24 protein-coding genes and 1 other annotated feature are annotated in these 22,261 nt (G+C 36.8%); of the genes, 8 read left to right on the top strand and 16 right to left on the bottom strand.

The window, feature by feature from the left end:
* Positions 1-131: 131 nt before the first annotated feature.
* From CHI06_RS02175 to CHI06_RS02155, 5 genes are all read right to left on the bottom strand, one after another.
* Positions 132-1,478 carry a multi antimicrobial extrusion protein MatE gene (locus CHI06_RS02175; RefSeq protein WP_257009136.1) on the bottom strand — a complete coding sequence of 449 codons (1,347 nt, stop codon included), beginning with the start codon at positions 1,476-1,478 and terminating at the stop codon, positions 132-134.
* Positions 1,479-1,641: 163 nt separating this feature from the next.
* Complete coding sequence (locus tag CHI06_RS02170; protein WP_257009135.1) at positions 1,642-3,180, bottom strand: DUF4145 domain-containing protein; 1,539 nt, start codon at positions 3,178-3,180, stop codon at positions 1,642-1,644.
* A gap of 123 nt (positions 3,181-3,303) precedes the next feature.
* Positions 3,304-3,783, bottom strand: coding sequence for an aminodeoxychorismate lyase (locus CHI06_RS02165; RefSeq protein WP_179292509.1), 480 nt, complete (start codon positions 3,781-3,783; stop codon positions 3,304-3,306).
* Positions 3,773-4,153, bottom strand: coding sequence for a hypothetical protein (locus tag CHI06_RS02160; RefSeq protein WP_095246773.1), 381 nt, complete (start codon positions 4,151-4,153; stop codon positions 3,773-3,775). Before CHI06_RS02160 ends, CHI06_RS02165 begins: the two co-directional genes overlap by 11 nt.
* 223 nt (positions 4,154-4,376) lie before the next feature.
* Positions 4,377-4,880, bottom strand: a complete 504-nt coding sequence (locus tag CHI06_RS02155; protein ID WP_095246772.1) for a DinB family protein — start codon at positions 4,878-4,880, stop codon at positions 4,377-4,379.
* 181 nt (positions 4,881-5,061) lie between these two features.
* On the opposite strand from CHI06_RS02155, the gene CHI06_RS02150 reads away from it, so the two are divergent.
* The 3 genes from CHI06_RS02150 to CHI06_RS29330 all read left to right on the top strand — a co-directional run bounded on the left by CHI06_RS02150 (position 5,062) and on the right by CHI06_RS29330 (position 6,853).
* A complete protein-coding gene (locus CHI06_RS02150; protein WP_095246771.1) occupies positions 5,062-6,213 on the top strand; it encodes an SLC13 family permease in 1,152 nt (383 codons plus the stop codon).
* Between the two features lie 192 nt (positions 6,214-6,405).
* Positions 6,406-6,684, top strand: coding sequence for a hypothetical protein (locus tag CHI06_RS02145; protein WP_095246770.1), 279 nt, complete (start codon positions 6,406-6,408; stop codon positions 6,682-6,684).
* Between the two features lie 4 nt (positions 6,685-6,688).
* Positions 6,689-6,853 carry a cytochrome c gene (locus tag CHI06_RS29330; protein WP_179292508.1) on the top strand — a complete coding sequence of 55 codons (165 nt, stop codon included), beginning with the start codon at positions 6,689-6,691 and terminating at the stop codon, positions 6,851-6,853.
* A 170-nt stretch (positions 6,854-7,023) separates the two neighbouring features.
* Here the strand turns inward: CHI06_RS29330 and CHI06_RS02140 are convergent, their stop codons facing one another.
* Complete coding sequence (locus tag CHI06_RS02140) at positions 7,024-7,524, bottom strand: hypothetical protein (RefSeq protein ID WP_095246769.1); 501 nt, start codon at positions 7,522-7,524, stop codon at positions 7,024-7,026.
* 355 nt (positions 7,525-7,879) lie between these two features.
* On the bottom strand, positions 7,880-8,344 hold the full coding sequence (locus CHI06_RS30340; RefSeq protein WP_257009134.1) for a hypothetical protein: 465 nt from the start codon (positions 8,342-8,344) through the stop codon (positions 7,880-7,882).
* A 241-nt stretch (positions 8,345-8,585) separates the two neighbouring features.
* On the opposite strand from CHI06_RS30340, the gene ilvB reads away from it, so the two are divergent.
* Positions 8,586-10,247, top strand: a complete 1,662-nt coding sequence (gene ilvB / locus CHI06_RS02130) for a biosynthetic-type acetolactate synthase large subunit (protein WP_095246768.1) — start codon at positions 8,586-8,588, stop codon at positions 10,245-10,247.
* A gap of 171 nt (positions 10,248-10,418) precedes the next feature.
* On the opposite strand, the gene CHI06_RS02125 is transcribed toward ilvB, so the two are convergent.
* Genes CHI06_RS02125 through CHI06_RS02115 form a run of 3 tightly spaced genes read right to left on the bottom strand, consistent with a single transcriptional unit; the run spans position 10,419 to position 12,435 of the window.
* Positions 10,419-11,171 (bottom strand): GNAT family N-acetyltransferase, encoded by a 753-nt coding sequence (locus CHI06_RS02125; protein WP_257009133.1) that lies wholly within the window; start codon positions 11,169-11,171, stop codon positions 10,419-10,421.
* 38 nt (positions 11,172-11,209) lie between these two features.
* On the bottom strand, positions 11,210-11,899 hold the full coding sequence (locus tag CHI06_RS02120) for an NUDIX hydrolase (protein WP_095246766.1): 690 nt from the start codon (positions 11,897-11,899) through the stop codon (positions 11,210-11,212).
* Positions 11,900-11,937: 38 nt separating this feature from the next.
* Entirely contained in the window at positions 11,938-12,435 is a 498-nt protein-coding gene (locus tag CHI06_RS02115; protein WP_095246765.1) for a hypothetical protein, read from the bottom strand.
* A gap of 243 nt (positions 12,436-12,678) precedes the next feature.
* Between CHI06_RS02115 and CHI06_RS02110 the strand changes: the two genes are divergently transcribed.
* A complete protein-coding gene (locus CHI06_RS02110) occupies positions 12,679-13,506 on the top strand; it encodes a formate/nitrite transporter family protein (protein ID WP_095246764.1) in 828 nt (275 codons plus the stop codon).
* A 120-nt stretch (positions 13,507-13,626) separates the two neighbouring features.
* Here the strand turns inward: CHI06_RS02110 and CHI06_RS02105 are convergent, their stop codons facing one another.
* Positions 13,627-14,577, bottom strand: coding sequence for a ribose-phosphate diphosphokinase (locus CHI06_RS02105; protein ID WP_095246763.1), 951 nt, complete (start codon positions 14,575-14,577; stop codon positions 13,627-13,629).
* A gap of 204 nt (positions 14,578-14,781) precedes the next feature.
* Positions 14,782-15,534 carry a hypothetical protein gene (locus tag CHI06_RS02100; RefSeq protein ID WP_095246762.1) on the bottom strand — a complete coding sequence of 251 codons (753 nt, stop codon included), beginning with the start codon at positions 15,532-15,534 and terminating at the stop codon, positions 14,782-14,784.
* A 176-nt stretch (positions 15,535-15,710) separates the two neighbouring features.
* Here CHI06_RS02100 and CHI06_RS02095 point away from each other — a divergent pair, with 176 nt between their 5' ends.
* Together CHI06_RS02095 and CHI06_RS02090 are read left to right on the top strand one after the other, a co-directional pair.
* Complete coding sequence (locus CHI06_RS02095; protein WP_095246780.1) at positions 15,711-15,941, top strand: hypothetical protein; 231 nt, start codon at positions 15,711-15,713, stop codon at positions 15,939-15,941.
* 135 nt (positions 15,942-16,076) lie between these two features.
* Positions 16,077-16,778: an AIM24 family protein gene (locus tag CHI06_RS02090; protein WP_095246761.1), complete on the top strand. Its 702-nt coding sequence runs from the start codon at positions 16,077-16,079 to the stop codon at positions 16,776-16,778.
* A gap of 94 nt (positions 16,779-16,872) precedes the next feature.
* Here the strand turns inward: CHI06_RS02090 and CHI06_RS02085 are convergent, their stop codons facing one another.
* Both CHI06_RS02085 and CHI06_RS02080 read right to left on the bottom strand, forming a co-directional pair.
* A complete protein-coding gene (locus CHI06_RS02085) occupies positions 16,873-18,687 on the bottom strand; it encodes a LysM peptidoglycan-binding domain-containing protein (protein ID WP_095246760.1) in 1,815 nt (604 codons plus the stop codon).
* Positions 18,688-18,888: 201 nt separating this feature from the next.
* Positions 18,889-20,595 (bottom strand): 2-isopropylmalate synthase, encoded by a 1,707-nt coding sequence (locus tag CHI06_RS02080; protein ID WP_095246759.1) that lies wholly within the window; start codon positions 20,593-20,595, stop codon positions 18,889-18,891.
* A gap of 55 nt (positions 20,596-20,650) precedes the next feature.
* Positions 20,651-20,870, bottom strand: a binding site (T-box leader).
* A gap of 214 nt (positions 20,871-21,084) precedes the next feature.
* Here CHI06_RS02080 and CHI06_RS02075 point away from each other — a divergent pair.
* Positions 21,085-21,438: a DUF1516 family protein gene (locus CHI06_RS02075; protein WP_095246758.1), complete on the top strand. Its 354-nt coding sequence runs from the start codon at positions 21,085-21,087 to the stop codon at positions 21,436-21,438.
* 86 nt (positions 21,439-21,524) lie between these two features.
* Here CHI06_RS02075 and CHI06_RS02070 read toward each other — a convergent pair whose 3' ends face one another.
* Both CHI06_RS02070 and CHI06_RS02065 read right to left on the bottom strand, forming a co-directional pair.
* Positions 21,525-21,875 (bottom strand): VOC family protein, encoded by a 351-nt coding sequence (locus tag CHI06_RS02070; protein WP_095246757.1) that lies wholly within the window; start codon positions 21,873-21,875, stop codon positions 21,525-21,527.
* A 24-nt stretch (positions 21,876-21,899) separates the two neighbouring features.
* On the bottom strand, positions 21,900-22,169 hold the full coding sequence (locus tag CHI06_RS02065; protein ID WP_206021287.1) for a hypothetical protein: 270 nt from the start codon (positions 22,167-22,169) through the stop codon (positions 21,900-21,902).
* Positions 22,170-22,261: the final 92 nt, after the last annotated feature.

Below are 22,261 nucleotides of genomic sequence, written 5' to 3'. Positions count from 1 at the left end.
CTGCGGTGATTATTCGAAGAAGCATTCCTTAGTGGAGCACAAATCAACAGCCCAATTTAACACAGCCAAAAATAAAAAAAGCAATCACCAAGTACTGATTTGGTGATTTACTTATAAGATAGGCAGAAGAACTACCGATTTTTCCCTGCTCTCGATAATCCTTTAATTCGAAACATATTTAATTTTCCTTCTTTAGATTCTATAGCATGAACGAAGCTGCTTACGACGGCTAACTCCGCTAAAAATCCAAGCGAAAGTGCTATCGCGCCAATTGACCCATTCCATTGTGAGACAAAATTAACGCCAATGATTAACGCAATCACTGTAACGACAAAATTGGCAGACTGAGAAAAAATCGTTACTTTTGTTTGCTTATATACCATTAGTAAACCATTAAAGAAATCTACAAACGGAAACACAAGGGCCATTAACATTGTAACTTGGAGCACTTGTAAACTTGCATCCAATAGTCTCCCGTTCACCCCAATCACATGCTCTAAAAATAGTCCTCCTAGTGGGGTAAATGATAATATCCCCACCAATATAAAAGGGACAAAACCAACTACTAGCAAAAACTTTTTCACAATGGCGTTATGATCTCCATAAAAATTGATGACAATTTGATGGATATAGGTGAAAAAACTTAAAATCAATTGGGTTACACTCATGGCGACAGCATAACTCGCAATGGCGAGCTCAATATTATCTGTTTTCCCTAAAGAAATATTAATAGCTGGTCCAATCATAACGACGATAACAGAAGAAAACATAAGTGGGCTATAAAATTTAAAAATAGTTCTCTTTGACTCTATTTGTTGTTCGTGTTTCTCAGGCATTTTCCGAATTAACTTCCTAGCTTCAATGAAACTGATGATACATTCAATGATCATCCCTAATAAAAAGATAATCGCACCTGATTTTCCTGTTATTTGGCCACTCTGAATAAAATATAAGGACAACAAATACATCGCAGCAAGCCTTATGACCATTCCAATCGTTAACCATTTCGTTTGTCGGTTATAGATAATAATTCCCTGGGCTAAACAACGGAGTGCAGAAAATATTGTAACAAAGATTAGGACTTGGTAAATGCTCTTAATATCGTCCACCATATTCGCTTTAGCACCGAAAATTTTCGCAAAAATAAAATCTCCTACAGGTGTATAGGCAACTGAAATGGCCACCAACATTAAACTAATGATGAGATAAAAAGCAAAATGGGACATTAATTTATACGAATCTCTATCTCTCACCAATGAAGAACAAGTTTGACGAAGCAAATTTCCCAGCCGTTCCGTAATGACAAACAGACTCATTGCAATCGCATAGCCTGCCAAAATAAATTCTGAATTATCTGCTCTTACTAATGTACTGTTGATAATAATATGAGATATCGTAACAAGACTGGCAGACAATCCTAAAGGAATAAAGAATATAAACAAGGATTTCATACTCAGGTTTTCATCTATCTTTTTCATTTTCTCCAACACACCTTTTAGTTAGAATATCTTCCTAAACTTATTTCGATACTCTAAATTTATTCCAATTTATTATAACTCTTCTGGTTTCATGGGGATACTTAATTTTTAGAAAAATAAAAAAACACCGACATTCACTTGTAGAATGCCGGTGTTAAAAAAATCAATTGTCACTTTCGAGTAATGGAATTTTCACCTCAACTCCTAAACGTGTAAGGAGTTTCGCTAGGGTTTCGAGTCCGGATTTAGGATTGATTTTGGTTTCAAGGTAATAGGTAGTCTCCGTTAGTTTAGATTGATAGGTATGCGTTTGGGTAAATGGTCGCTTATCTTTATGAATGGGTTTAAGCGCTACAGCAAAGCGTTTACCATTATCCGTTGCCCCAAGGACAACACCTTCTTCTACTAGTTGATGAAGAGGAAGATGGTGATCTTCAATCCAATTTAAACCTTCTTTCCAAAGTGCAGGTACACTTTCACCACGAATAACCGTGTTCCCTTTTCCAAGCTTTACATTGATATACAAGGATTCCCACTTTTTATAACTTGGCCGACTAGACTCCTCCACCTCTAGTGTTATGGTTTTTTCATTTACTTTTTTCTTTAACTGCTCAAATAGCTTTTCAACGGTTCCAATACCAACATTTTCGTATTTTGCAAGAATCACAAGTTCCTTTGGAAGCTGCCCCACACTTTCAATTTGATCCTCGTTTAATTGTCTTAATAAACTTGGAATCCCTGTGAATTCAACTGAGGTAAGCAGGACCTTTGAAAGTTCCTCCGTAACAACGATATGGTCAGCCTTGTAAAAGAAAAACAGTTCCCCTGAGCGTTCGAGTGAAAGCTTCCTTCTGATTTTTTCTTCCTCAATATAGATCCTTAACTCCTCAAAGAGTATTTCATCATTCTTACCACTGTATCGTTTTACATGTTTGTGAAGACCATCCAAATTACTTGGAAGCTCACTCATAATCCGAGCTTGTTGCTCTGCTCCCAGTCTTATTAGAAAAGTTTCGGATTTTTCAAATCTTTGCGGAAGTAAGAAGGCATCCCGAAGAAAGTATGGAACCTCTAGTTGTCTGCCATTATACGATAGCGTACGAATAGGCGTGAATCCTGGATTTACCTCTTTGCTTATTTCTGGAGGAGTTTCAACACTTACCGCGGTTTCCGCTAGTGCAGTCTCAGTGGTAAGTTTTTGAACAGAATTTGAAAGAAGCTCTTCAAGTGACTTGAGTCTTATTTCAAGCTCAGACATATCATATCCTTTTTCCATAATAGGAGATGGATCTTGATAATCTGGAACAGTAATATCTACTGGACCATACACCTCTACATACCATTTAACGATTTTGTATAATGCCTCCCATGATAGCAGTGCCTCAGAAAAACGGAACATTCTCGAATTATGGGCAGCTTGGTTTCCATTTTGGCGAATTAAATGCAATGCATCTTGAACTTCTTTCATTAAATAACCTTTATCACTTAGCATATCAAGTTGATCTTTTAAATTAGCACGAGGATCAGTGGGCAATTGTTCCACATTTATAACCTGCTGCAAAATATTTTCCACAAAGACACGAGCATGTGTCAGCATGGTTCTTGGACTCGAAAAAATACTATTTTCTAATTCTCTTGCTACAAGGGCTAATTCTTTGGAGATAGGCTCCATAAATTGATAGAAATAGGATTGATGTTCCATATGATTGCTCCTTCGTACATAATAATAGATTAATTTTATCATATCGAAGCATTCTTGGAATATACTAGTAGATTCAACTATTAAGAAAAGCCGTCTCAAATTGAGAGCGGCTTAATTTTTGACTTATGAATTTGTAAAAATAGTCGCAATGATTTGGTCGTAGGACATGTCGCTATTAACTGTATATGAACCTGGTCTTAATGCGTTTTGCAGCCCTCTAGCTTCAATATCCTGAGTAAATTTGAAAGCATCTGGAATTAATTTTGCTTGAAAGAGTGCGTTAGCGACATCGATACTAGTCATCCCATCAGCAACATTAACTAAGACTTGGGTTACAGCCTTTTCCTTTTCTTTTGAATCAGCTGGTTTTGTTTCAGTGCTCTTCGCAGCCTGTAAAGTCTTTTCAAGTTCTTCCTTTGTTTGTACGACATAACCTTCAGATTCAAGTTTATCCTTCATCTCTGATGCAGTTAGCTGGACTTTTTCGGTAGATTTAGCTGATGCTTTTTGTGTGGTATTATCATCGGTGAAGTAAACAGCACCACAAATTGTTGTAGTAATAAGTATTCCTGCTGCAAAGCTGCTCAATAAGTTAATTCGCATTGGCAACTAGTCCCCCTTCATCCTTTATTTTCAGATAAGGTGTTAGCAGCTGTTCAATTTCAGTTTCTGGTACTTCCTTTTTCTCGGCGATGCTTTCAATTGAGTAATTACGTCTATATAAGTCTATGACTTCACGCAAAAAAAGCTTTTCGTCTGCAGAAAGTTGAATCCCAGCTTCATTTATGACCACTTCTATATCAAGCTCGATATCACGGATTGAGTCTTGAATGCTATTGATTTCTTTCATTATGGAAACATGTACTAAATCAATTTGCTTTTTCTCTACTTTGGAGTCACGATATGACTTAACTAATGAAAACCCTAGCAATATTGCGGAAATTAGAAACAATCCAAATAAAGTCCATTCCATCAAAATATTACCTCCTTGTTTTTAATAGAACAACACAAGAATCTATTATACATCCAAAATAAATAAATTTCGATTTTATTCTACAAAATACATCAAAAGTCTGAGGGATTTGTCAAAAATCGGAGAATAAGGAATTCAATTGTTATATTTTTTTGAGCTTTTGTTTAGACAAAGAAAAGCACCCAGAAACTGGGCGCTTACCTATAAAAAGACTATGTAATTCTTAGATAGTCGGTGCTTCCATTCCCATCAGGCTCCATTCTTCTCTTGAAGGACCATAAATTCCAGGAACCTGTAAACCTGCTTGACGCATTAGCACTGTCATTTGTCCGCGATGATGAACAATATGCTTGATGAGCATATTAAGCATTGCGGCCCTTGGCAGTTCCATTCCAAATACGTTTTTCATTTCACTTAAAGTTTGATCTGTCCATTGTTCTCCTATAGCCTTACTGGTGTTAGCACTAACATTTCTAAATGTCTCAGCAATCTCCCTAGCAGAGGTCGGAATATTGTTTTCGTCTTTTACCGCTTCAACGGTTACACCAAATTCCATCAGCATTCCTGGTGTACTTGAAACAATATGCCAAGCGATTGCACCTAATGTGCGGTCGTCTGCTGAAACTTTTTGTTGTAGCGACTCATCTGTTAAGGCATCTAACACCTTTTGAGTTGAAGCTGCTTCTTGATTCCATTCATCGATAAAATGTGAGATTGAAGTATACATTCCATTTCCTCCATTACAATTTGTTTTTTTAGTACAGTAGCATAATATACCATTTCTACCCATAACACAAAATTTCCCACCTAGAATTCTTTTGATTCCCAAAAAGTAAGCACCATGATAGAATCATTACGTTGTAAATGTTGCTACAAATCTATCAAACACAGATTAACGGTGGTGTCGTGTGAAAGAGTCTGTATTAATTCAAAATAAAAGAAGACTTAAGCTTAATCTAAACTTTCTAAAAAAAGACATAGTTTTTACCATTTCTCTTGTTTTAGCAATGGGAAGCTGTTTGTTTCAATCTCCTAAAATTGACTATCTAAATTTTCCTGTATTGATGAGTTTATTTAACCTTATGTTAGCCATCAAGGCTTTCGAGGAATTAAGAGTATTAGACAAATTCGCTATTTCGATAATAAACAAGTGCAATAATAGTAAATCGGTATCAGCCATTCTTATCTTGTTATGCTTTTTCAGCTCCATGCTTGTCACAAATGATGTGGCGTTATTAACATTCGTGCCACTGACCCTTGTTATTAGCAGGAAAACGAAAATGCCCATGTTAGATACCGTTATCCTTCAAACCATTGCTGCAAATATCGGCAGCAGTCTAACGCCCATGGGAAATCCGCAAAATTTGTTTATTTATACTTTTTATGGAATTAAACCGGTGCCCTTTTTCATGACGGTTCTTTCACTAGCTATTCTTGGTATTATCTTCCTATATTTCTTCATGCGAAGACTTGAAAGAAAAGAATTGAAGGTAGAAATGGTTCCGATCCAGATGACGGATTCAAAGAAAACATTAGCTTGGAGCGTGATTTTACTCATCATCCTCGCCTCCATTTTTGGTGTAATCCCTTCCGAGGCTGCATTTATTATTACTTTAATGACTGCTGTGATTTTGAATCATCAACTTTTGTTTAAAATGGATTATTTGCTACTGTTAACCTTTATCTGTTTTTTCATTTTTGTAGGAAATATATCCAATACAAATGCCGTCCATACACTGGCAAATGCTAGTTTGAAAGACTCTGCATCGGTTTATTTCAATTCTATTCTTTCAAGCCAATTTATTAGTAATGTCCCTGCTTCCATTCTTTTGGCAGAATTCACACCTAATTGGAAGCCTTTATTATTGGGAGTAAATATCGGGGGATTAGGAACTATTATTGCTTCGATGGCAAGTGTGATTTCCTATAAATTGTATATTCAATCCTATCCACACGAAGGTAAAAAATATTTACTAAAGTTTAGCTTATACAACTTTTCTTTTTTAGCCTTTTTTACCTTGATTCCATACGTAATTTTTAAAATCCTAAAAATCTTCTAATTCCATTTATGGCAAAAGGAACAAGCAAGATTGCAGAAGAAATGGTTCCTGATCACCATTTGCTTTCCTTATTTTTAGGAATGCAAATGGTTTTTTATTTGTAAAAATTTACACAATCAGTTTTTTGACTAAAAACTTCACATACGTACATAGTAAAAATATTCCCAATAAAATGATGCGAGGAGTAATCATATGAAATCCATATGGAAAATAACATTATTAACTATACTTTCAATAGGTTTATTATCAGGATGTAACTCTGCAGAAAAGAGAGATTCATTAAATCAAGAAAATGATGTAAATTTCCGTCCTGTTCGGAATGAAAGTAAAACAAACGTAAATGAAAGTAACAATGATTATAAAAATCAAGAAAACAGACGTTTCTTACATGATGAAAGCCCTGAGCAAACAGATGATGAAATGGAAAAAGGCAATGATCTTGAATTTAATAAACACAGAGGTGCGGAATAATCCATTGGGACCAAGGGTGGGACCAAGGGGACGGTTCTTTTGGGTTTTCTGGACGGCCCAAAACGATATCGAAAAAATTATTAAAAATAGAAAAGGAGCAATGCCCGCAGGGGTCATTACTCCAGAAGAAGCAAAAATTGTTGCAGAATGGTTGGCGCAGAAACAGTAACATTATTTAACTACCCTCTTAAGATAAACCCTCTAATTTTCCATTAACAAAACCCTACCTCGTTAGCAGATAGGGTTTTGTTTTGACATTAACTATCAGATCACCTAATCATCATGCAAATTCTCATCAAATTTTCTTTCAAGTTTATTTAATTATTTAATTTAAGGATTTTACCAATCGGCACAGTACACCATATAGTGGGTATCAAAATTGAAATTTTTGAGGAGATTTTCAAGAATGGTTTTGGTCCTGTCTACTTCCCAGTAATAATAATCATCATAAGAGGTACTTCCGAAAAATGGACCTGTCCTTGTGGGTAATTCATTATGTGGTGTTTTTCGCTTTAATAAAACGTTTTCGCATGAGGTATATAATTCCTGCAGGTTTTCCTTAAATACTTCATAGGAACACATATCATCTTTTCCATTTTGGACAGTTTCAACAAACCAATGATGAATTTGATTTGCTTTTCGCCATGTAGCAATTTCAGTTCGAAGACACCGCCAGGAGAATTCTAATTCCTCAAAGTGCTTAATGTGATCCTTTATCTTCTCATAGATAGCGCCCTTTGCTGCTTCTAGCTCACTTAGATGGATGTCAGCTGAACGAATTTCAGCCAAATTCATTCCTTCAATCCTTGGAAAAGAATATAAATGCATATCAAGTCCCATAATTATCCTCCTAAAAAATATAAATTTTTAAATAGAAAATCTTCTAGTAAACTTGTATGATTTTTTTGATAAACACCTCCTATAAATAAAGTAAGATTTTAATTGGATAAACATGATAAAAAAGGAAATGAGATCTCAGTTGTTTAAAATACGTTGGAAATCAAAATGAAGATATTTAGAGGAGTATTTGAAGAGTACTGAATAATAACAGAAGTATAGCACTATAAGATTAGGACGGATATATAATAATTAATAATTCACAAAAATGTAAAACTTCAGAGCATAAACTATCCACCCATGGACAAAAAATAGCGTTTTGTCCACGGGTGGTGTCAGCAACACTTGAAGGAACTTTTTATATCGTTAGTCCCTTCTTCTTTGCGTTCTCATCTAATGTTACTCCAATGGCCACACCAAAAAACATACCTAAAGGGAATCCCATGGCAAGATTATCTAAAAGGAGCAGTCCAAATACCAAACCTAAACTCATACCGATGGACATGTAAATTGCCAAGTAGGTGCCTTCTGTTACCAATTTGTGTATTTTTTGTAAATGCGAAATAATATTATTCACTTTCTGTTGATGTTCCTTTAATTCTTGTTTTTCAAGATGACCGTGTATATTCTTCATTTCCTCAACTAGTCTACTTAACTCCAAAAGGTTGTCCCTACACCCTTCACAGTCCTCCGAAAAAGATTCCAATCTTTTTATGATGCGTATTAATTGACTAATATTTAGCCTTTTACTGTTTTTATCCCCTATTTCACCAGATAATTCTTCAAGATCTTGGATGAGCCTATCAAATAATTTTTTATCCATTATTCTCGGCACTTCCTCTCTACTATTTCTTCTTTACTTAACAAAACATAAGCAGGTCAATGGAAATGAATAAATTCAAATTCACAAAACCACCCCCATATTAATTTTACTCCTTTTACTTAAATTATTTCATTTGAAAACTTAGAAATACTCTAAAAACTTTGAAACCATGATTTATTTCACATACAATTCATTCGTGATAATTTAGAATATTCTTTAAAAATAGAAATCAGGTGAAGGAATGACATTAGTAAAAGAATATTCGGATGTAGAAGTATTATTAAAATCTTTTAGTTCTCTTGGAGTGGAATGTTTCTTTGGGAGTGATGCACAAGGAGTTATGTTCTCGAAAGACTCCAAAGTCCGTTTTTATCAGATGATGCATGAGCAGGCTGCCGTTCATGCTGCTGATGGTTACGCACGAGCAACAGGTAACCCCGGGGTAGTCCTGCTTACATCCGCTTCCGGAATCACCAATGGAGTTACAGGGATTGCAACTGCCTTTAGTGATTCCGTACCGTTGGTCATTATAGCAGGTCACCTTGGGCAGGATCCGATAAAAAAAGAAGCACTTCAAGAATTAGATATTTCAGGTCTCACAATGGCCATTACTAAGCACGCTTTTAAAATTAACGCCATGAATGGTCTTAAAGATGTTCTTAAAAAAGCAATAGCGATTGCAGCTAATGGCAGACCAGGTCCTGTTTTAATTGAACTCACCACAGATACTACTGTAACGGATCTTCCAACCCAACGACATAGTCCAACAAAAGTCAACCAGTCCAAATTAGAAAAATCAATTAAAATCGCAAAAGATTTAGTTGAAAATGCCAGAAAACCTGTACTCTTTGTCGGTGGCGGTATTATTGCTTCAGGAGCGGCACATGAATTAAGAGAGATAGTGGAACGGTCTCGAATCCCGGTCGTAAGTTCCCTTTTGGGAATTGGCTCAATGGAAGCAGGAAACCCATTATATTTAGGGATGTTAGGGATGCATGGGACATTTTCTGCCAATAAAGCTGTACACCATGCTGACCTTTTAATTTGTATTGGAGTTCGTTTTAGTGACCGTGTGACAGGAAGAATTAGCGGTTTTTCACCAAAGTCGATAAAGATTCATGTTGATATTGACCCTGCTGAAATCAATAAAATTATTGCTGTAGACTTACCTGTTGTCAGCGATGCAAAAGAGTTCATTCTTAATATAAAAAATAAACTAGATTATCAACAAATTAAAAGAAATACGGAAATTTGGACAAACGAAGTGGTGGAATGGAAACGGACAGTTCCTCGATTTGATAAATCAAATAGTCTGCTTAAACCTCAAACGGTAATCCGACTATTAAGTGACTATTCCAATCAATATACCGTGGTAGTTACAGATGTGGGACAGCATCAAATATGGACCGCTCATCATTATGCATTTACTCAGCCTAGAACTCTCATTACATCCGGCGGTTTAGGAACGATGGGCTACGGACTGCCGGCAGCTATTGGAGCAGCTGCCGCGCATCCTGGAAAATCCGTTATTTGTGTATCTGGAGATGGAAGCTTTCAAATGAACCTCCAGGAGTTAATTACAATAGCAAAGTATCAACTTCCAATCAAAATTGCCATTTTAAATAATGGCTATCTTGGCATGGTGCGTCAATGGCAGGAACTGTTTTATCAGGGACGATATTCAGCAGTCAAAATGATTTCTCCTGAATTCGCACAGCTCGCTCAAGCCTATGGTGTAGAAGGTTTTAAGGCCAAGACTGAAGAAGAAGCCCGTGCGATAATTGCGGAGGTCTTTCAGCGTACAGGACCTGTTCTCATGGAGTTTAATATAATAGAAGAAGAAAACGTCTATCCGATGGTACCGCCAAACCAAAACAACCACCAAACCATACTATCTCGCTAAACAAAAAAGCCAAACCCATATATTAAAGGTTTGGCTTTTTCATATGGTGAGCATGAATGTGCCATCCAACTGTCCGCCTGAGGTGGACAGTGTCCACGGCCGGTGACAGGCACCTAGTTGGCACCAAGTTATAACGCGAAGAAGGACTGGCTCTCCAGTCCTTCTTCTTTCTTAATCTTCAACTTTTTGGGTGTAATATTGATAACCAAGATATTGATAGTTTTGCCTTTTATACATTTCTTTTGGTGTGTCCTGACCATCCGCGACGAGGATAACGGTCTTATCATGGAAGGTATCCATCACAAATTTTTGTATTCTGCTTCCGATTCCTTTCTTTTGAAAGGCTTCATCGACTCCTAGATTATCAATTTCGGCAGTGTCCTTCGAAATGATTACATCCACTGCCCCCGCCGGAGTACCTTTATATAAGGCTAGCAGTTGCATGATAGTAGGGTCTTCAAAGATACGTTTATTTAACTCTACCTTTTGATTGGCAAAATCACTGCCAAATACGATATCCTGCTGATACTGTAAGGAAAGAAAATCCCTCAGGTTTTTTTCTGTTATGATTTGAACCTCAATGTCTGGGTTATCCTTCACGCCTGGAAACCGATTTGGTTGAATAGCATATAGTTCGAGAAAACCAATATCATAATTTGCTTGATTTAAGTAATTCACTACCTCAGCTGGGACTTTTTTATCAACAGGAAATTTGAATTTTACGTGTTTCTGACCATTTCTTTGATGGTACTCTCTTAAATAACTTTCTGTGTTTTTGAATTCACCCAGTGTAGGAAAGGTTTTAAACTCAATATAATTACTATCATATCTTGATAACATTTCTGGAAAGTGAAAATGTTTATATAGATTATTCTCAGCTACTACATGACTATGAATAAAGATATTTTCAAATGTAATTTGCATGAACCAGGTCCCCTTCTGCATGAAGAATAAACAATATACTATAAATTTTTTATCAAATGAATTAAACGCATCAAATCGTCTTTGGATACGGACAACTTTAAGATACCGCTTTTTTGGAAGTCAATGATTGCTTGAAGTGTGAGAATGGTAGGTGGTGCAAGTTTTATTTCTTTATTTTGAAATGCAGCTAATGCTTCTTCTGGCTTGATCCAGGCGGCTTCATCAATTTCCTTTTGATCTGGTTCTGGATTTTGACCTTCTGGTAGCTTCGCTAGAAAGAAACGGGTATCAAAACGAATCGGACTTTCCTCAGGTGTGATAATTTGACCGAAATATCTTAAACATTGAGGATCAAAATAAAGATTTTCTTGTTCTAACACTCGAATAAAAGGTATTTCACCTTCTAGAAGATCTTTTCGATATTTTTCTACCTTTTCCATTGGCAATTGAACAGGTGAACCGTCTTTCTTGTTACCCAACAAAATCCCAACTTCTTCAAATAATTCTCTTGCTGCAGCGACATAATATGAAAGACTAATAGAAAGCTGTGTTTCATTGGTATTCACATAATCATTTTCAATAAATGCATCATATTTTTCTACGGCTCCTCCGGGAAAAACGTGAAATCCCCCCATAAACCTCATCGTGGTTGGCCGTTTTGTTAAATACACCCTTGATGATTCGTCCATCAATACAACGGTTGAAGCCGGTTTTGGTGTTGCTGCCATCGAAGTTCCACCCCCACTATTTTTAAAAAACACTCATTTCATTCCTGCTTTTTCCAATATTCAGATATAAAGTCTTGCATCAATTCATTTAAACTCGCCTTTTTTTGCTTTTTTAACCATTCGACCTGATTGATGGGCAGATTTAATTTTAGGCTAATGTTTTCATTAGGCATTTCTACTTTTCTAATTTCTTCTAACGATACTCCCTCTTCAACATTGGGAAACCATGAACTACTCTCATTCACCCGATCAAGATCTCCGTACTCATCTATTGTCTCGAGGTCACAGAATAAATTAAGCTGCGGCAATCCTCCCGAAAGGGTTTTTAGATGCATGATGGAATCTATCAGTCTGCCATTTTCTAGCTCTATCTCAATAATTAGATTTTGCTCTTTTTTATATTTTCTCTCCGTAACCTCACTTACAATCAAATCCAATTCAAGCGTGTAACCCGAATTTGATTCGAAGATATAAATCGCACTATTAAAGATATGTATATTCTCCCCATCAATTTTTACGGATTTAACAACAGCCATAAACCATTCCTCCAAAAAGCAGTACCAATATTAATAATCTAATTTTAACCCAAAATTGGGGACTTGTTAACTGAATAAAAAACCGCACTAACGAATATCCACCCTGTGAAAAAAAACAACTTAATAATTCATAAAAAAGTTAAAGAAATGTTCACAGCATATTGTGCTGTATTGCGTTAAAATGAAGACAAATAAATATGTGATGAACTTCACAATATTTGCAGTTAGAAAGGAAAAACAGTCATGTCACTATACAAACCCGATCAAATACTAGAAATATCAATTAAAAATGGAATAAAAAAGACCAGTTATCCATTATTAACCACCCTTCTATTAGGATTCCAAGCAGGTGCATTTATTTCATTAGGATTCCTGCTATATATACGTGTGACAGCACCGCTGTCCGAAGGTTTATCCGGGCTTAGCGCGATTTTAGGTGCCTCAGTCTTCCCAATCGGACTAATCCTTACATTAATTGCAGGCGGAGAGCTGCTTACTGGGAATATGATGGTAGTTCCGCTGGCAAGATTCTCAAATAAAATTAAAACGAAACAGGTTATGCAAAATTGGCTTCTTATCACGGTCAGCAATTTTCTAGGCGCCATCTTCGTGGCATACTTTTTTGGACATATTGTAGGTTTAACGGAAACAGGCGTCTATTTGGAAAGTACAGTTCATATTGCTGAACACAAAATAGATGCAACCTTTCTTCAGGCTTTTGTCTCAGGTATCGGCTGTAACTGGCTTGTAGCTGCAGCTGTGTGGCTATCCTATGGAAGTGAAGATATGATTGGAAAAATTGCAGGCATTTGGTTTCCAACTATGGCATTTGTCGCGATTGGATTTCAACACGTGGTTGCCAACATGTTCGTCATCCCAGCAGCAATATTTGCTGGACACCTTACCTGGATGGATTATTTAAATAATTTCATCCCTGTCTTCTTAGGCAATGCCGTTGGCGGCGCACTGTTTATCGGTATGGCGTATTGGTTTGCATATAAGAAGAATGAATACACCGTAATTGAAGGAACTAAAACGCCAGGAATATTTGAAAAGAAAATTGGTTTATAAAAGTGTTGATAAAAATGCCCGAATCCATCAAATCGGTAGTCACTTTATGTATTTAACCTAGTTTAATGATTGAAAAGCCCAAGCAAAAGAGCCGTGTTGTCACGGCTCTTTATTATTTTCCTATTCAAATAATGGACTCACTGCTCTTTCATTATGAATTCGGTCAATTGCGTCTGCTAGTAATGGGGCTACAGACAACATCGTAATTTTATTAATCATCTTTTCTTCGGTCTGCTCAATCGTGTTCGTTATCACTAATTCTTGAATAGCTGATGATTCAATTTTTTCAACAGCAGATTGTGAGAGAACAGCATGTGTACAGCAAGCGTAAACTGCTTTTGCCCCATGCTCTACTAAGGCATTGGCAGCTAAAGTCTGCGTTGTAGCAGTATTAATTAAATCATCAACAATAATCGTATTTTTCCCTTCAACATTCCCAATGATCTCAAATATTTCGGAAACATTAGGTTCAGGACGTCGTCGATCAATGAGGGCAATGGGGGCATTTAAAATATTGGCCATTTTCCTTGCTCTCCCAACAGCACCATTATGTGGTGCAACAACAACCACATCCTCAAGTCCCTTTTTCTCAAAATACTCGGTTAGAATCGGAATTCCAACTAACTGATCCACTGGAATATCAAAAAAGCCCTGGACCTGTGGTGAATGAAAGTCCATCGTCAATACCCTGGTTGCACCTGATTTTTCTAGAAGGTTCGCAATTAATTTGGCTGTAATTGGTTCCCTTGATCTTGCTTTACGATCCTGACGTGCATAGCTGTAATAAGGGATAACAACGTTAATCATTTTGGCTGAAGCTCTTTTCAAAGCATCAATCATAATGAGCAGCTCCATGATATGATCATTATTTGGATGTGAAGTCGATTGAACAACATATACATCACAGCCCCGCACGCTTTCCTCTATATTCACCTGGATTTCCCCATCACTAAATTGTTTGACCGAGCTCTTCCCAACCTCACAGCCTAAATGTGCAGCTATTTCTTTTGCCAGACTTTGATTTGAATTTAATGAAAACAATTTAAACTTTTTATTCAATTGATACGACACTTTATGTCCCCCATGCTTTGTTTATTTACAATTAATATTTCAGTCCATCAACCTATTTTACATGAAATGGGGTCTCCAGAACAACATTTACAACTAAATGAATAATAAAACACAACCAATGTGTCCCAGCTTAGGAATTTATTAACAATAAGCATGATTGGTCTCATATAATTTTATGGACCCTTCGCCTATTTAAAAATTAGATTATGACAAGTACTTTTTTTGCGTAAACTCTCTTGCTTCGTGATCACATTCCTCTAGAAATGGACATATATTGCATTCATTTACATTGTTCGTCTTAAAGTAGTTAGAAGAATCCTCAATTGAGTACTTCATTACTTGCAGGTAGTTAAGACCTTGCTGTAAATCCTCTTTGGTCGGGGTAAAGACATGCTTCTTTCCGTCCAGAAGTGTAACCACTTCTACTCTCTTCGGAGTTCTTTTTAATACCTTCTCAGAAAAAACGATTGACAAATGATAGTAAAGCGTTAACATTTCTGGCGAAGCGTCGACTAAGTACTTTTTTATTACAAAGGAGGAATCAGACCACTCAGCAACATCAAGCGTTAATGATAAATCAACTTCCAGTTCCTCAATATATGTATTTAGTTTTTCAAACAAAAATAAGGGTGGTGTTCTCTTCGATTCGGCTGTGATATTTTCCATTAGATAATCTGTTATTTTTGCGATGACCAAATAATAGTGAATCCTTGATTCAAATATTTGGGGAGAGACCTTACTCCAATATTCATCAATCAACCTTAACACTTTACCTGAATGACGGTGTTCGGCTGGAAGCTGATAAACGGAATATATAACTTTATTCACGACATGTTGGACGACTTGCCTCCAGTTTATCGATTTTTTTCTCTTCTCAATAAACTCAAAATAAAATTTATAGGGACAGGTGATGAAATCTTTTAAGTTCTCTTCTGTTATTGTCTGTATTTGATTCATTTACATCCCCCGCAAAAAATCTATTTAATTTGATAATAATTGATAATGATTATCAATGTCAATCAATTTCATAAATTTAGATACTAAATTAATTGAATTATTAAATTTTTGGCAAGAATTTGTTCGAGCCACATATATTTTTGGCAGGATGATATTGAAGGAGGACATGAAAAATGATGACATCTGAGGGTATGCGCTTACGAAAAATCCAGAGGCTTGCTCATGAAATTATGGATGAGGTAAATTTGAGAGAAGTACAAATTCCACCTAAACTCCTAACAATGGTAATCGATAACCTATCACGTGCTGTTGGTGACTTAACAGACCCTTCCGGAAACTACTCTTTAAGTTACCTAGAAGAAAAAGTCGGAAATGCCCATTCTCTATTAGTAAAAAAGAAACAATGAATTTACTAGTTTAGCAGCAAAAATAAACCTTTTTTAGAGCCCACTAAACGGACCGCTGCAGTGGGTTCTTTTTTATAAAAGTGAAACATAAACACTCGGGTATTCGTACTAATAGTATGGAAGGATGTGGGAGCATTGAGCAGATACTCAATTGAAGAATTTATCAAGCAAACGGAGCAGAAAGATAAAGGAGAAGGTTTTTTTGAGTTAGAGACTCCTCGAATGTTGGAGGTAAACTTAGACGGGATGGTATGGGCCAAAGCTGGATCAATGGTAGCATACCACGGAGAGATAAAGTTTGTCCGTGAAGGAATTTTAGAACATGGGCTCGGAACTGCATTCAAAAAGGCGTTTACGGGTGAAGGCGCCTCTTTGATGAAAGCGAACGGGAGAGGTAAATTATATCTTGCCGATAGTGGAAAGAAAATTATTATCCTAAATTTACAAAACGATTCCATCTTCATAAATGGGAATGACCTATTAGCCTTTGAACCTAGTATTAAATGGGAAATTAAATTAATGAAGCGTATTGCCGGGATGCTTGCTGGCGGATTATTTAATGTTCGCTGCGAAGGAACTGGAATGATTGCCTTTACTGCGCATTATGAACCAATCACATTAAGGGTAACTCCAGGAAACCCAGTTATTACTGATCCAAATGCAACAGTAGCATGGTCTGGTAATCTCATGCCAACCTTCCAAACTGATATTACATTAAAAACATTTTTGGGAAGAGGCAGTGGAGAGTCGATTCAAATGAAATTTGAAGGTGACGGCTTTGTTGTTATCCAACCGTACGAAGAGGTCTACATGAAGGCTAAACAAAATATTACATAATTAATAAAATAGTCTTCCTCTCTTATGACATGGGGACTATTTACTTTGTAAAAAGTTGCTCTAAAGATAGAGCAACTCGATTTATAATAACATCTTACAGAAATGTAAGTGATGTACTAATTTCCCTTATATGGTTCTGATCTGCCCAAAGAATAAAGTAATTATATTCTGTTCCATCTATTAAAATTGGTGTTGGATATTCAATGATGAGTGCTGCTTGATTTCTCATTTCGGCTGGCTGGTCTTGGGACGGATAAATGAAGCATGCCGGTTGATTTTGGACTTGTGTGTGTTGGATGCCCGGTTGGGTGCCATATGGGTTCAGTTGGTGGAAGGCTTCATTTTGACAAACCACTTCGATCGATTGGTCAGAGGCTATAGCTGCAATTTGAAAGAAACCACCTGCTCCTTCGTATCTTTCATCGGTCACTCGCTGCCAATGGGATGGATATTGAAAACGAACTTTATATACTGAATTGGAGTATGTTTTTTTGAGGGAAGTAATTGGTAACGGTGACCATTGCAAGGCTGTAATTTCCCCACCTTCTACTAGTTGTATTGGAACGGGATGAGATAAATCCATCAGCCAGATTTCACTGGAACTACCTTGTTGTTTACATCCAGAAAGATAGGCAATTTTCCTGTTATCTGGCGACCAGGTCATAGGGGTGGCAAAGCAATCGGAAATCGCTCTCGTTACTTCGTTCATTCCCTGTCTACCCGCTGTCCTTAACAGCGAGAAATATCCAAGGTTTTCAAAAGCAGTTGCACTAAATGCCATGCTTGAGGAATCAGGTGACCAGGTCGGGAAGTAATTTTTCGCTAATGGACCTCCTTTTACTTCTATTACGTTTCCAGTTGTAAGGTTTACACTGTAAATGATTGAGATACTAGCACCTGGGGTCGTATATAAAGCATAGGTTCCGTCAGGAGATAGTCGAACATTATTAAGTCGTCCACCTGTATTTCGAGTGACTTGCATTTTGCCAGTTCCATTGGTTTTAATACGAAAAAGCTGGCTTACTCCCTTTGTATCTGCTTGTTGAAATAGCAAATCCGTACCGCTCGGAAACCATTGTGCGTCTGTTGAACCAGGAGCATTTAGGATTCGTGCTCGATGAGTAAATACATTGTAAATGACCAAACCATTTGGTTTTGTATAAACGATCTCTTGGCTATTAGGAGACCAATCTAGGAAAACACCCAAGCCGTCAGCAAACTGATCAATTTGAGCGATACGGTTATCAGCTAAATTAAGAATCATAAGGATTGCATTTTTTCCGATAAAGGCGATCTTTGTGCTGTCAGGTGACCAAAACGGAGTTGAATAAGATTCTGCTAATCCATTAGTGATCTGTTGGTTCACACCGTTACTAGGATTATAGATCCAAATATCATAGCTGCCACTTCGATTGGTGGTATAAGCAATTAAACCTCTGTCACCAGGAGGAGCGTATGGAATGATGAGTTGCATACCTGGTGAAATAACGTTAGAAGACAGGTTATTAACTTTCATTAGTAACTCGAAGTTGCTATGGTCCCCTGTTATGACGTTAAAGCGGCTTGCGATTTGGAATAAGGTATCTCCAGGCTGAACCACGTAATATGGAACACCAGGTGGTACTTTCAACAATTGACCAGTTTGGATTAGGTAAGGCGGCTGTAGCTGATTGTTTTGGATAATAACCGAAGTTGGAACCCCAAAGTTTTTAGAAATTTGATAAACCGTATCTCCTGTTTTCACACGAATGACATTAACACCAGGAGGAACGGAAAGCTGCTGCCCCGCGAATATCGAGTTTGGCGAGGAAAGATTATTCGCCGCAATCAGCGACTCTACCGGCAGCTCCCAGCGTCTCGCAATCTGATAAAGTGTATCCCCATGACGGACTGTGTAAAATAACTGCATCAACTTACCTCCAATCTATCCATTACTTTTTGATGGACTCACCTCAATTCCAGTTCTGCTGACTGAACAACATGGGCGATCCCTTTTGCCTACATGCTATTCACCTGTATGCGGAAAGTTTCGTATAATAAGAGTAAACTGCACTAAAAAACCAACAGCATGAATAATACTTGCTGTTGGTTCTATTTTATAATCTATGTTTTATCTTCTTTTATTTAGTGAAAATCCTTTTCCTATTGGTACATTGAGGGTGGTTATCATGTTGTTAACGGCACTAAACAAAGCTTTTACAGAGGACGTCATAATATCAGCGTCAATCCCGCAGCCCCAATATTCAGCACCATCCATAGAAGTAATACCTACATAAGAAACAGCGTTTGATCGGGACCCACTTTCTAGCGCATGCTCCTTATAAACTAAATCTTTATATGAGATATCCAGTTGAGTTTGAAGAATGTTACTGATGGCGTCAAGTCTTCCATTCCCGTCACCCGTGAATTCATGGTCTACGTTATCTATACTGATTGATACAATCGTTTCATAATGATTACCTTGGGTAGGGCGGTAATTGATAAACGTGAGCGGAGCACTAATATTCACATATTCATGAGTAAAAATTTCATAGATTTCATCTGGCTTAATTTCCTTGTGCATTCGATCAGATTCATCTTTCACTTTATATCCGAAGTTTTCACGCATTTTTGCAGGCATATCAAGCCCATAATGCTGCTCAAGGATATAGCCAATACCCCCTTTACCAGATTGGCTGTTAATTCGGATGATATCTCCTTCATATTCTCTGCCAATATCCTTTGGATCAATTAATAGATAAGGTACTGTCCAGTACTGACGTTCTTCTTCCTCACGCCATTTCATCCCCTTGGAAATAGCATCCTGATGGGATCCTGAGAATGCAGTAAAGACGAGGTCGCCGCCATATGGGTGTCTTTCATGAACTTTCATTTTTGTTAATTTTTCACACTTCTTGATAGTTTCACGGATATTTACAAAATTAAGCTGAGGATCGACCCCATGTGAATACATGTTTAATGCAAGGGTTACGATGTCTACGTTACCTGTTCTTTCACCATTTCCAAACAGTGTACCTTCGACTCTCTGCGCTCCGGCGAGCATTCCTAGCTCTGCATCAGCAACTCCCGTTCCTCTGTCATTATGCGGATGGAGTGACAGGATTACACTGTCCCGGTAATTTAGATGATCTCCCATAAATTCAATTTGGCTTGCATAAACATGGGGCATGGACATAGACACAGTAGCCGGGAGATTTATTATCACTTTGTTCTCAGCAGTAGGCTGCCAAATATCAAGTACCCGGTTACAAATATCCAGTGCAAATTCCATCTCTGTACCCGTAAAACTTTCTGGTGAATACTGGAACTGGAAGTTCCCTTCTGTCTCAGCAGCATATTTTTTAAGCAATTTCGCACCTGTTAAGGCAATATCGATTATCTCATCATTCGATTTTTTAAATACCTGCACACGCTGTGCTACTGATGTAGAATTATATAGGTGCACCACCGCTTTGTTCACACCTTCAAGCGCTTCAAATGTCTTTTTAATAATCGCTTCTCTAGATTGTGTTAACACTTGGACGGTAACATCCTCCGGAATCAAATCCTGTTCAATCAATGTCCGTAAAAATTGAAATTCTGTTTCGGATGCAGCAGGAAAGCCAACTTCTATTTCCTTGAAACCTACTTCCAACAGCAGCTGAAAATATTCTAATTTTTCTTCCAGACTCATAGGGACAACTAACGCTTGATTTCCATCTCTCAAATCCACACTGCACCAAGTAGGAGCCTCCGTTATGTACTCCTTCTCTGTCCATTTCAAACTTTTGACTGGGGGCATAAAATATCCTCTAGAGTACTTTTCAATATTTCTCATTCAAAACAACCACCTTTTTTGATAATTTTATAAACATAAAAAAGCCTATCATCTCATAAGAGACGATAGGCTTTGCCTTCGTGGTACCACTCTTTTTGGTTCGTTTAGAAACAAACGAACCCACTTTAAGACTTGGTGACGGCGGTCAACCGTTAAGACCTACATATCAGCCTTACCACTCCTGGGCGAGTTGGGGAATTTATTGACTGTCTTTCACCATCCGACAGCTCTCTGGGCAATAAATATTCCTTATTACTCCCAATCATTGTGTTTTCATTATTTGAATTTTATTATTTTCTCTATTTTATAGTAAATTCAGATAATTTCCAAGACATATTGTTCAATTTTTGAAAATTATCGTAAAACTGATTTTTCTGACCTTAACTATTTAAGAAAAATTTAATACTTAGTTTAGAATCCTTTTATATTTTCCTATTAGACTAGTGTTTGTAGAACAAAACATTTATATCATTAAAGGAGTAATTTCAAATGACACATGCACACTTAACATCTCTCGTATTGTCACTAATTTTCCTAATCATCATTACCGTACTTCAAAACAAAGGTAAAAATATTAAAATATGGCATATGTTTTTGCGAGCTACATACATTTTCTTGATTGTAACAGGTTGTATTCTCTTCTTTGCAGCTTATTCCATTCCGTTATCTTACTATTTAAAGGCAATACTCGGTATATTTATGATTGGTCTTTTTGAAATGGTGATTGTCCGGAAACAAAAAGGAAAGAAAACAGACCTAATTTGGGTTGCATTCTCTATCGTCTTTGTTATCCTCTTTGTTCTTGGATTCACACTCCCACAGGGATTTGATCTAATAAAATAATAAAAAGGAGTGTTTCGTGGTGCCTGGCACCGATGAAACACTCCTTAGTTTTTTTCCACGTTATTAATTATTGACCGTAAAATAAATCAACACTGACAAACCATTAAATGATTTCCATCAGGGTCTTTACAATTAAACCAATGATCATGCTCGATAGCTGTTGTTAGTTCGACATTCTTGCTTTTCATATACTCATAGGCTTGTTCTATATTATTCGTATTAAAATGAAAAAGAGGAGTTTTGAGTATTGTTTCCTCAGAATAAATCTTACTATCTAGTACGATTCCAGTCCCGATCATGGGAACAATAAATAAATGTCCGAATAATATCTCTCCACTGCTTTCTAACCCCAAGATGTCACAATACCAATTACGTGCTTTTTCAATATTACTGACCGGTATAAAAATGGTTCCGACCTGGTTTATTATAGGATTCATTCATACTCTCCAATCCTTATATGTCTATTTTCTATTCGCATTAATAGATGAATACCATTCTCTAAATTGTTGGTATTGATAATATGTAGTACCTTTCAATTCAATTTTGGGTACTTCCGGATATTTGATCAGTAATTCATTGACTTCATCTTTCCTTTGCCCTAAATAAAGATGTAATTCATTTTCTTTTATTAATTTGGGATAGCCTAAGAAACTACCTTTTGGATTTTTAAAATACTTTAAACCATCGCCAATAAAATATCCCAAAGCTGCTAAACCTACACCGATCCCCAAAAAACTAATCCATATTGAACTCCTCGCTTTCTAAAATAAACTAGTATACGATTTAATAGAAAAAAATTTCCTTTTACTCCATAAAAAGAACA

Origin of the sequence: Bacillus sp. 7884-1, assembly GCF_002272245.1 — a bacterium.
In the GTDB taxonomy this organism is placed as follows: domain Bacteria; phylum Bacillota; class Bacilli; order Bacillales; family Cytobacillaceae; genus Neobacillus.
The sequence above is the reverse complement of the archived record's forward strand: the minus strand, read 5'-3'. Positions and strand labels throughout refer to the sequence as shown.

Excerpts from the sequence above, each read along its gene's own strand:
- CHI06_RS02080 (WP_095246759.1), bottom strand. The coding sequence starts at position 20,595 with ATGAGAAATATTGAAAAGTACTCTAGAGGATATTTTATGCCCCCAGTC.
- CHI06_RS02115 (WP_095246765.1), bottom strand. The coding sequence starts at position 12,435 with ATGGCTGTTGTTAAATCCGTAAAAATTGATGGGGAGAATATACATATC.
- CHI06_RS02125 (WP_257009133.1), bottom strand. The coding sequence starts at position 11,171 with ATGCAAATTACATTTGAAAATATCTTTATTCATAGTCATGTAGTAGCT.
- CHI06_RS02170 (WP_257009135.1), bottom strand. The coding sequence starts at position 3,180 with ATGGAACATCAATCCTATTTCTATCAATTTATGGAGCCTATCTCCAAA.
- CHI06_RS02075 (WP_095246758.1), top strand. The coding sequence starts at position 21,085 with ATGACACATGCACACTTAACATCTCTCGTATTGTCACTAATTTTCCTA.
- CHI06_RS02155 (WP_095246772.1), bottom strand. The coding sequence starts at position 4,880 with ATGTATACTTCAATCTCACATTTTATCGATGAATGGAATCAAGAAGCA.
- CHI06_RS02110 (WP_095246764.1), top strand. The coding sequence starts at position 12,679 with ATGTCACTATACAAACCCGATCAAATACTAGAAATATCAATTAAAAAT.
- CHI06_RS02165 (WP_179292509.1), bottom strand. The coding sequence starts at position 3,783 with ATGCGAATTAACTTATTGAGCAGCTTTGCAGCAGGAATACTTATTACT.
- CHI06_RS02160 (WP_095246773.1), bottom strand. The coding sequence starts at position 4,153 with ATGGAATGGACTTTATTTGGATTGTTTCTAATTTCCGCAATATTGCTA.
- CHI06_RS02140 (WP_095246769.1), bottom strand. The coding sequence starts at position 7,524 with ATGGGACTTGATATGCATTTATATTCTTTTCCAAGGATTGAAGGAATG.
- CHI06_RS02100 (WP_095246762.1), bottom strand. The coding sequence starts at position 15,534 with ATGAATCAAATACAGACAATAACAGAAGAGAACTTAAAAGATTTCATC.
- CHI06_RS02120 (WP_095246766.1), bottom strand. The coding sequence starts at position 11,899 with ATGGCAGCAACACCAAAACCGGCTTCAACCGTTGTATTGATGGACGAA.
- CHI06_RS30340 (WP_257009134.1), bottom strand. The coding sequence starts at position 8,344 with ATGGATAAAAAATTATTTGATAGGCTCATCCAAGATCTTGAAGAATTA.
- CHI06_RS02085 (WP_095246760.1), bottom strand. The coding sequence starts at position 18,687 with ATGCAGTTATTTTACACAGTCCGTCATGGGGATACACTTTATCAGATT.
- CHI06_RS02070 (WP_095246757.1), bottom strand. The coding sequence starts at position 21,875 with ATGAATCCTATAATAAACCAGGTCGGAACCATTTTTATACCGGTCAGT.
- CHI06_RS02095 (WP_095246780.1), top strand. The coding sequence starts at position 15,711 with ATGACATCTGAGGGTATGCGCTTACGAAAAATCCAGAGGCTTGCTCAT.
- ilvB (WP_095246768.1), top strand. The coding sequence starts at position 8,586 with ATGACATTAGTAAAAGAATATTCGGATGTAGAAGTATTATTAAAATCT.
- CHI06_RS02145 (WP_095246770.1), top strand. The coding sequence starts at position 6,406 with ATGAAATCCATATGGAAAATAACATTATTAACTATACTTTCAATAGGT.
- CHI06_RS02175 (WP_257009136.1), bottom strand. The coding sequence starts at position 1,478 with ATGAAAAAGATAGATGAAAACCTGAGTATGAAATCCTTGTTTATATTC.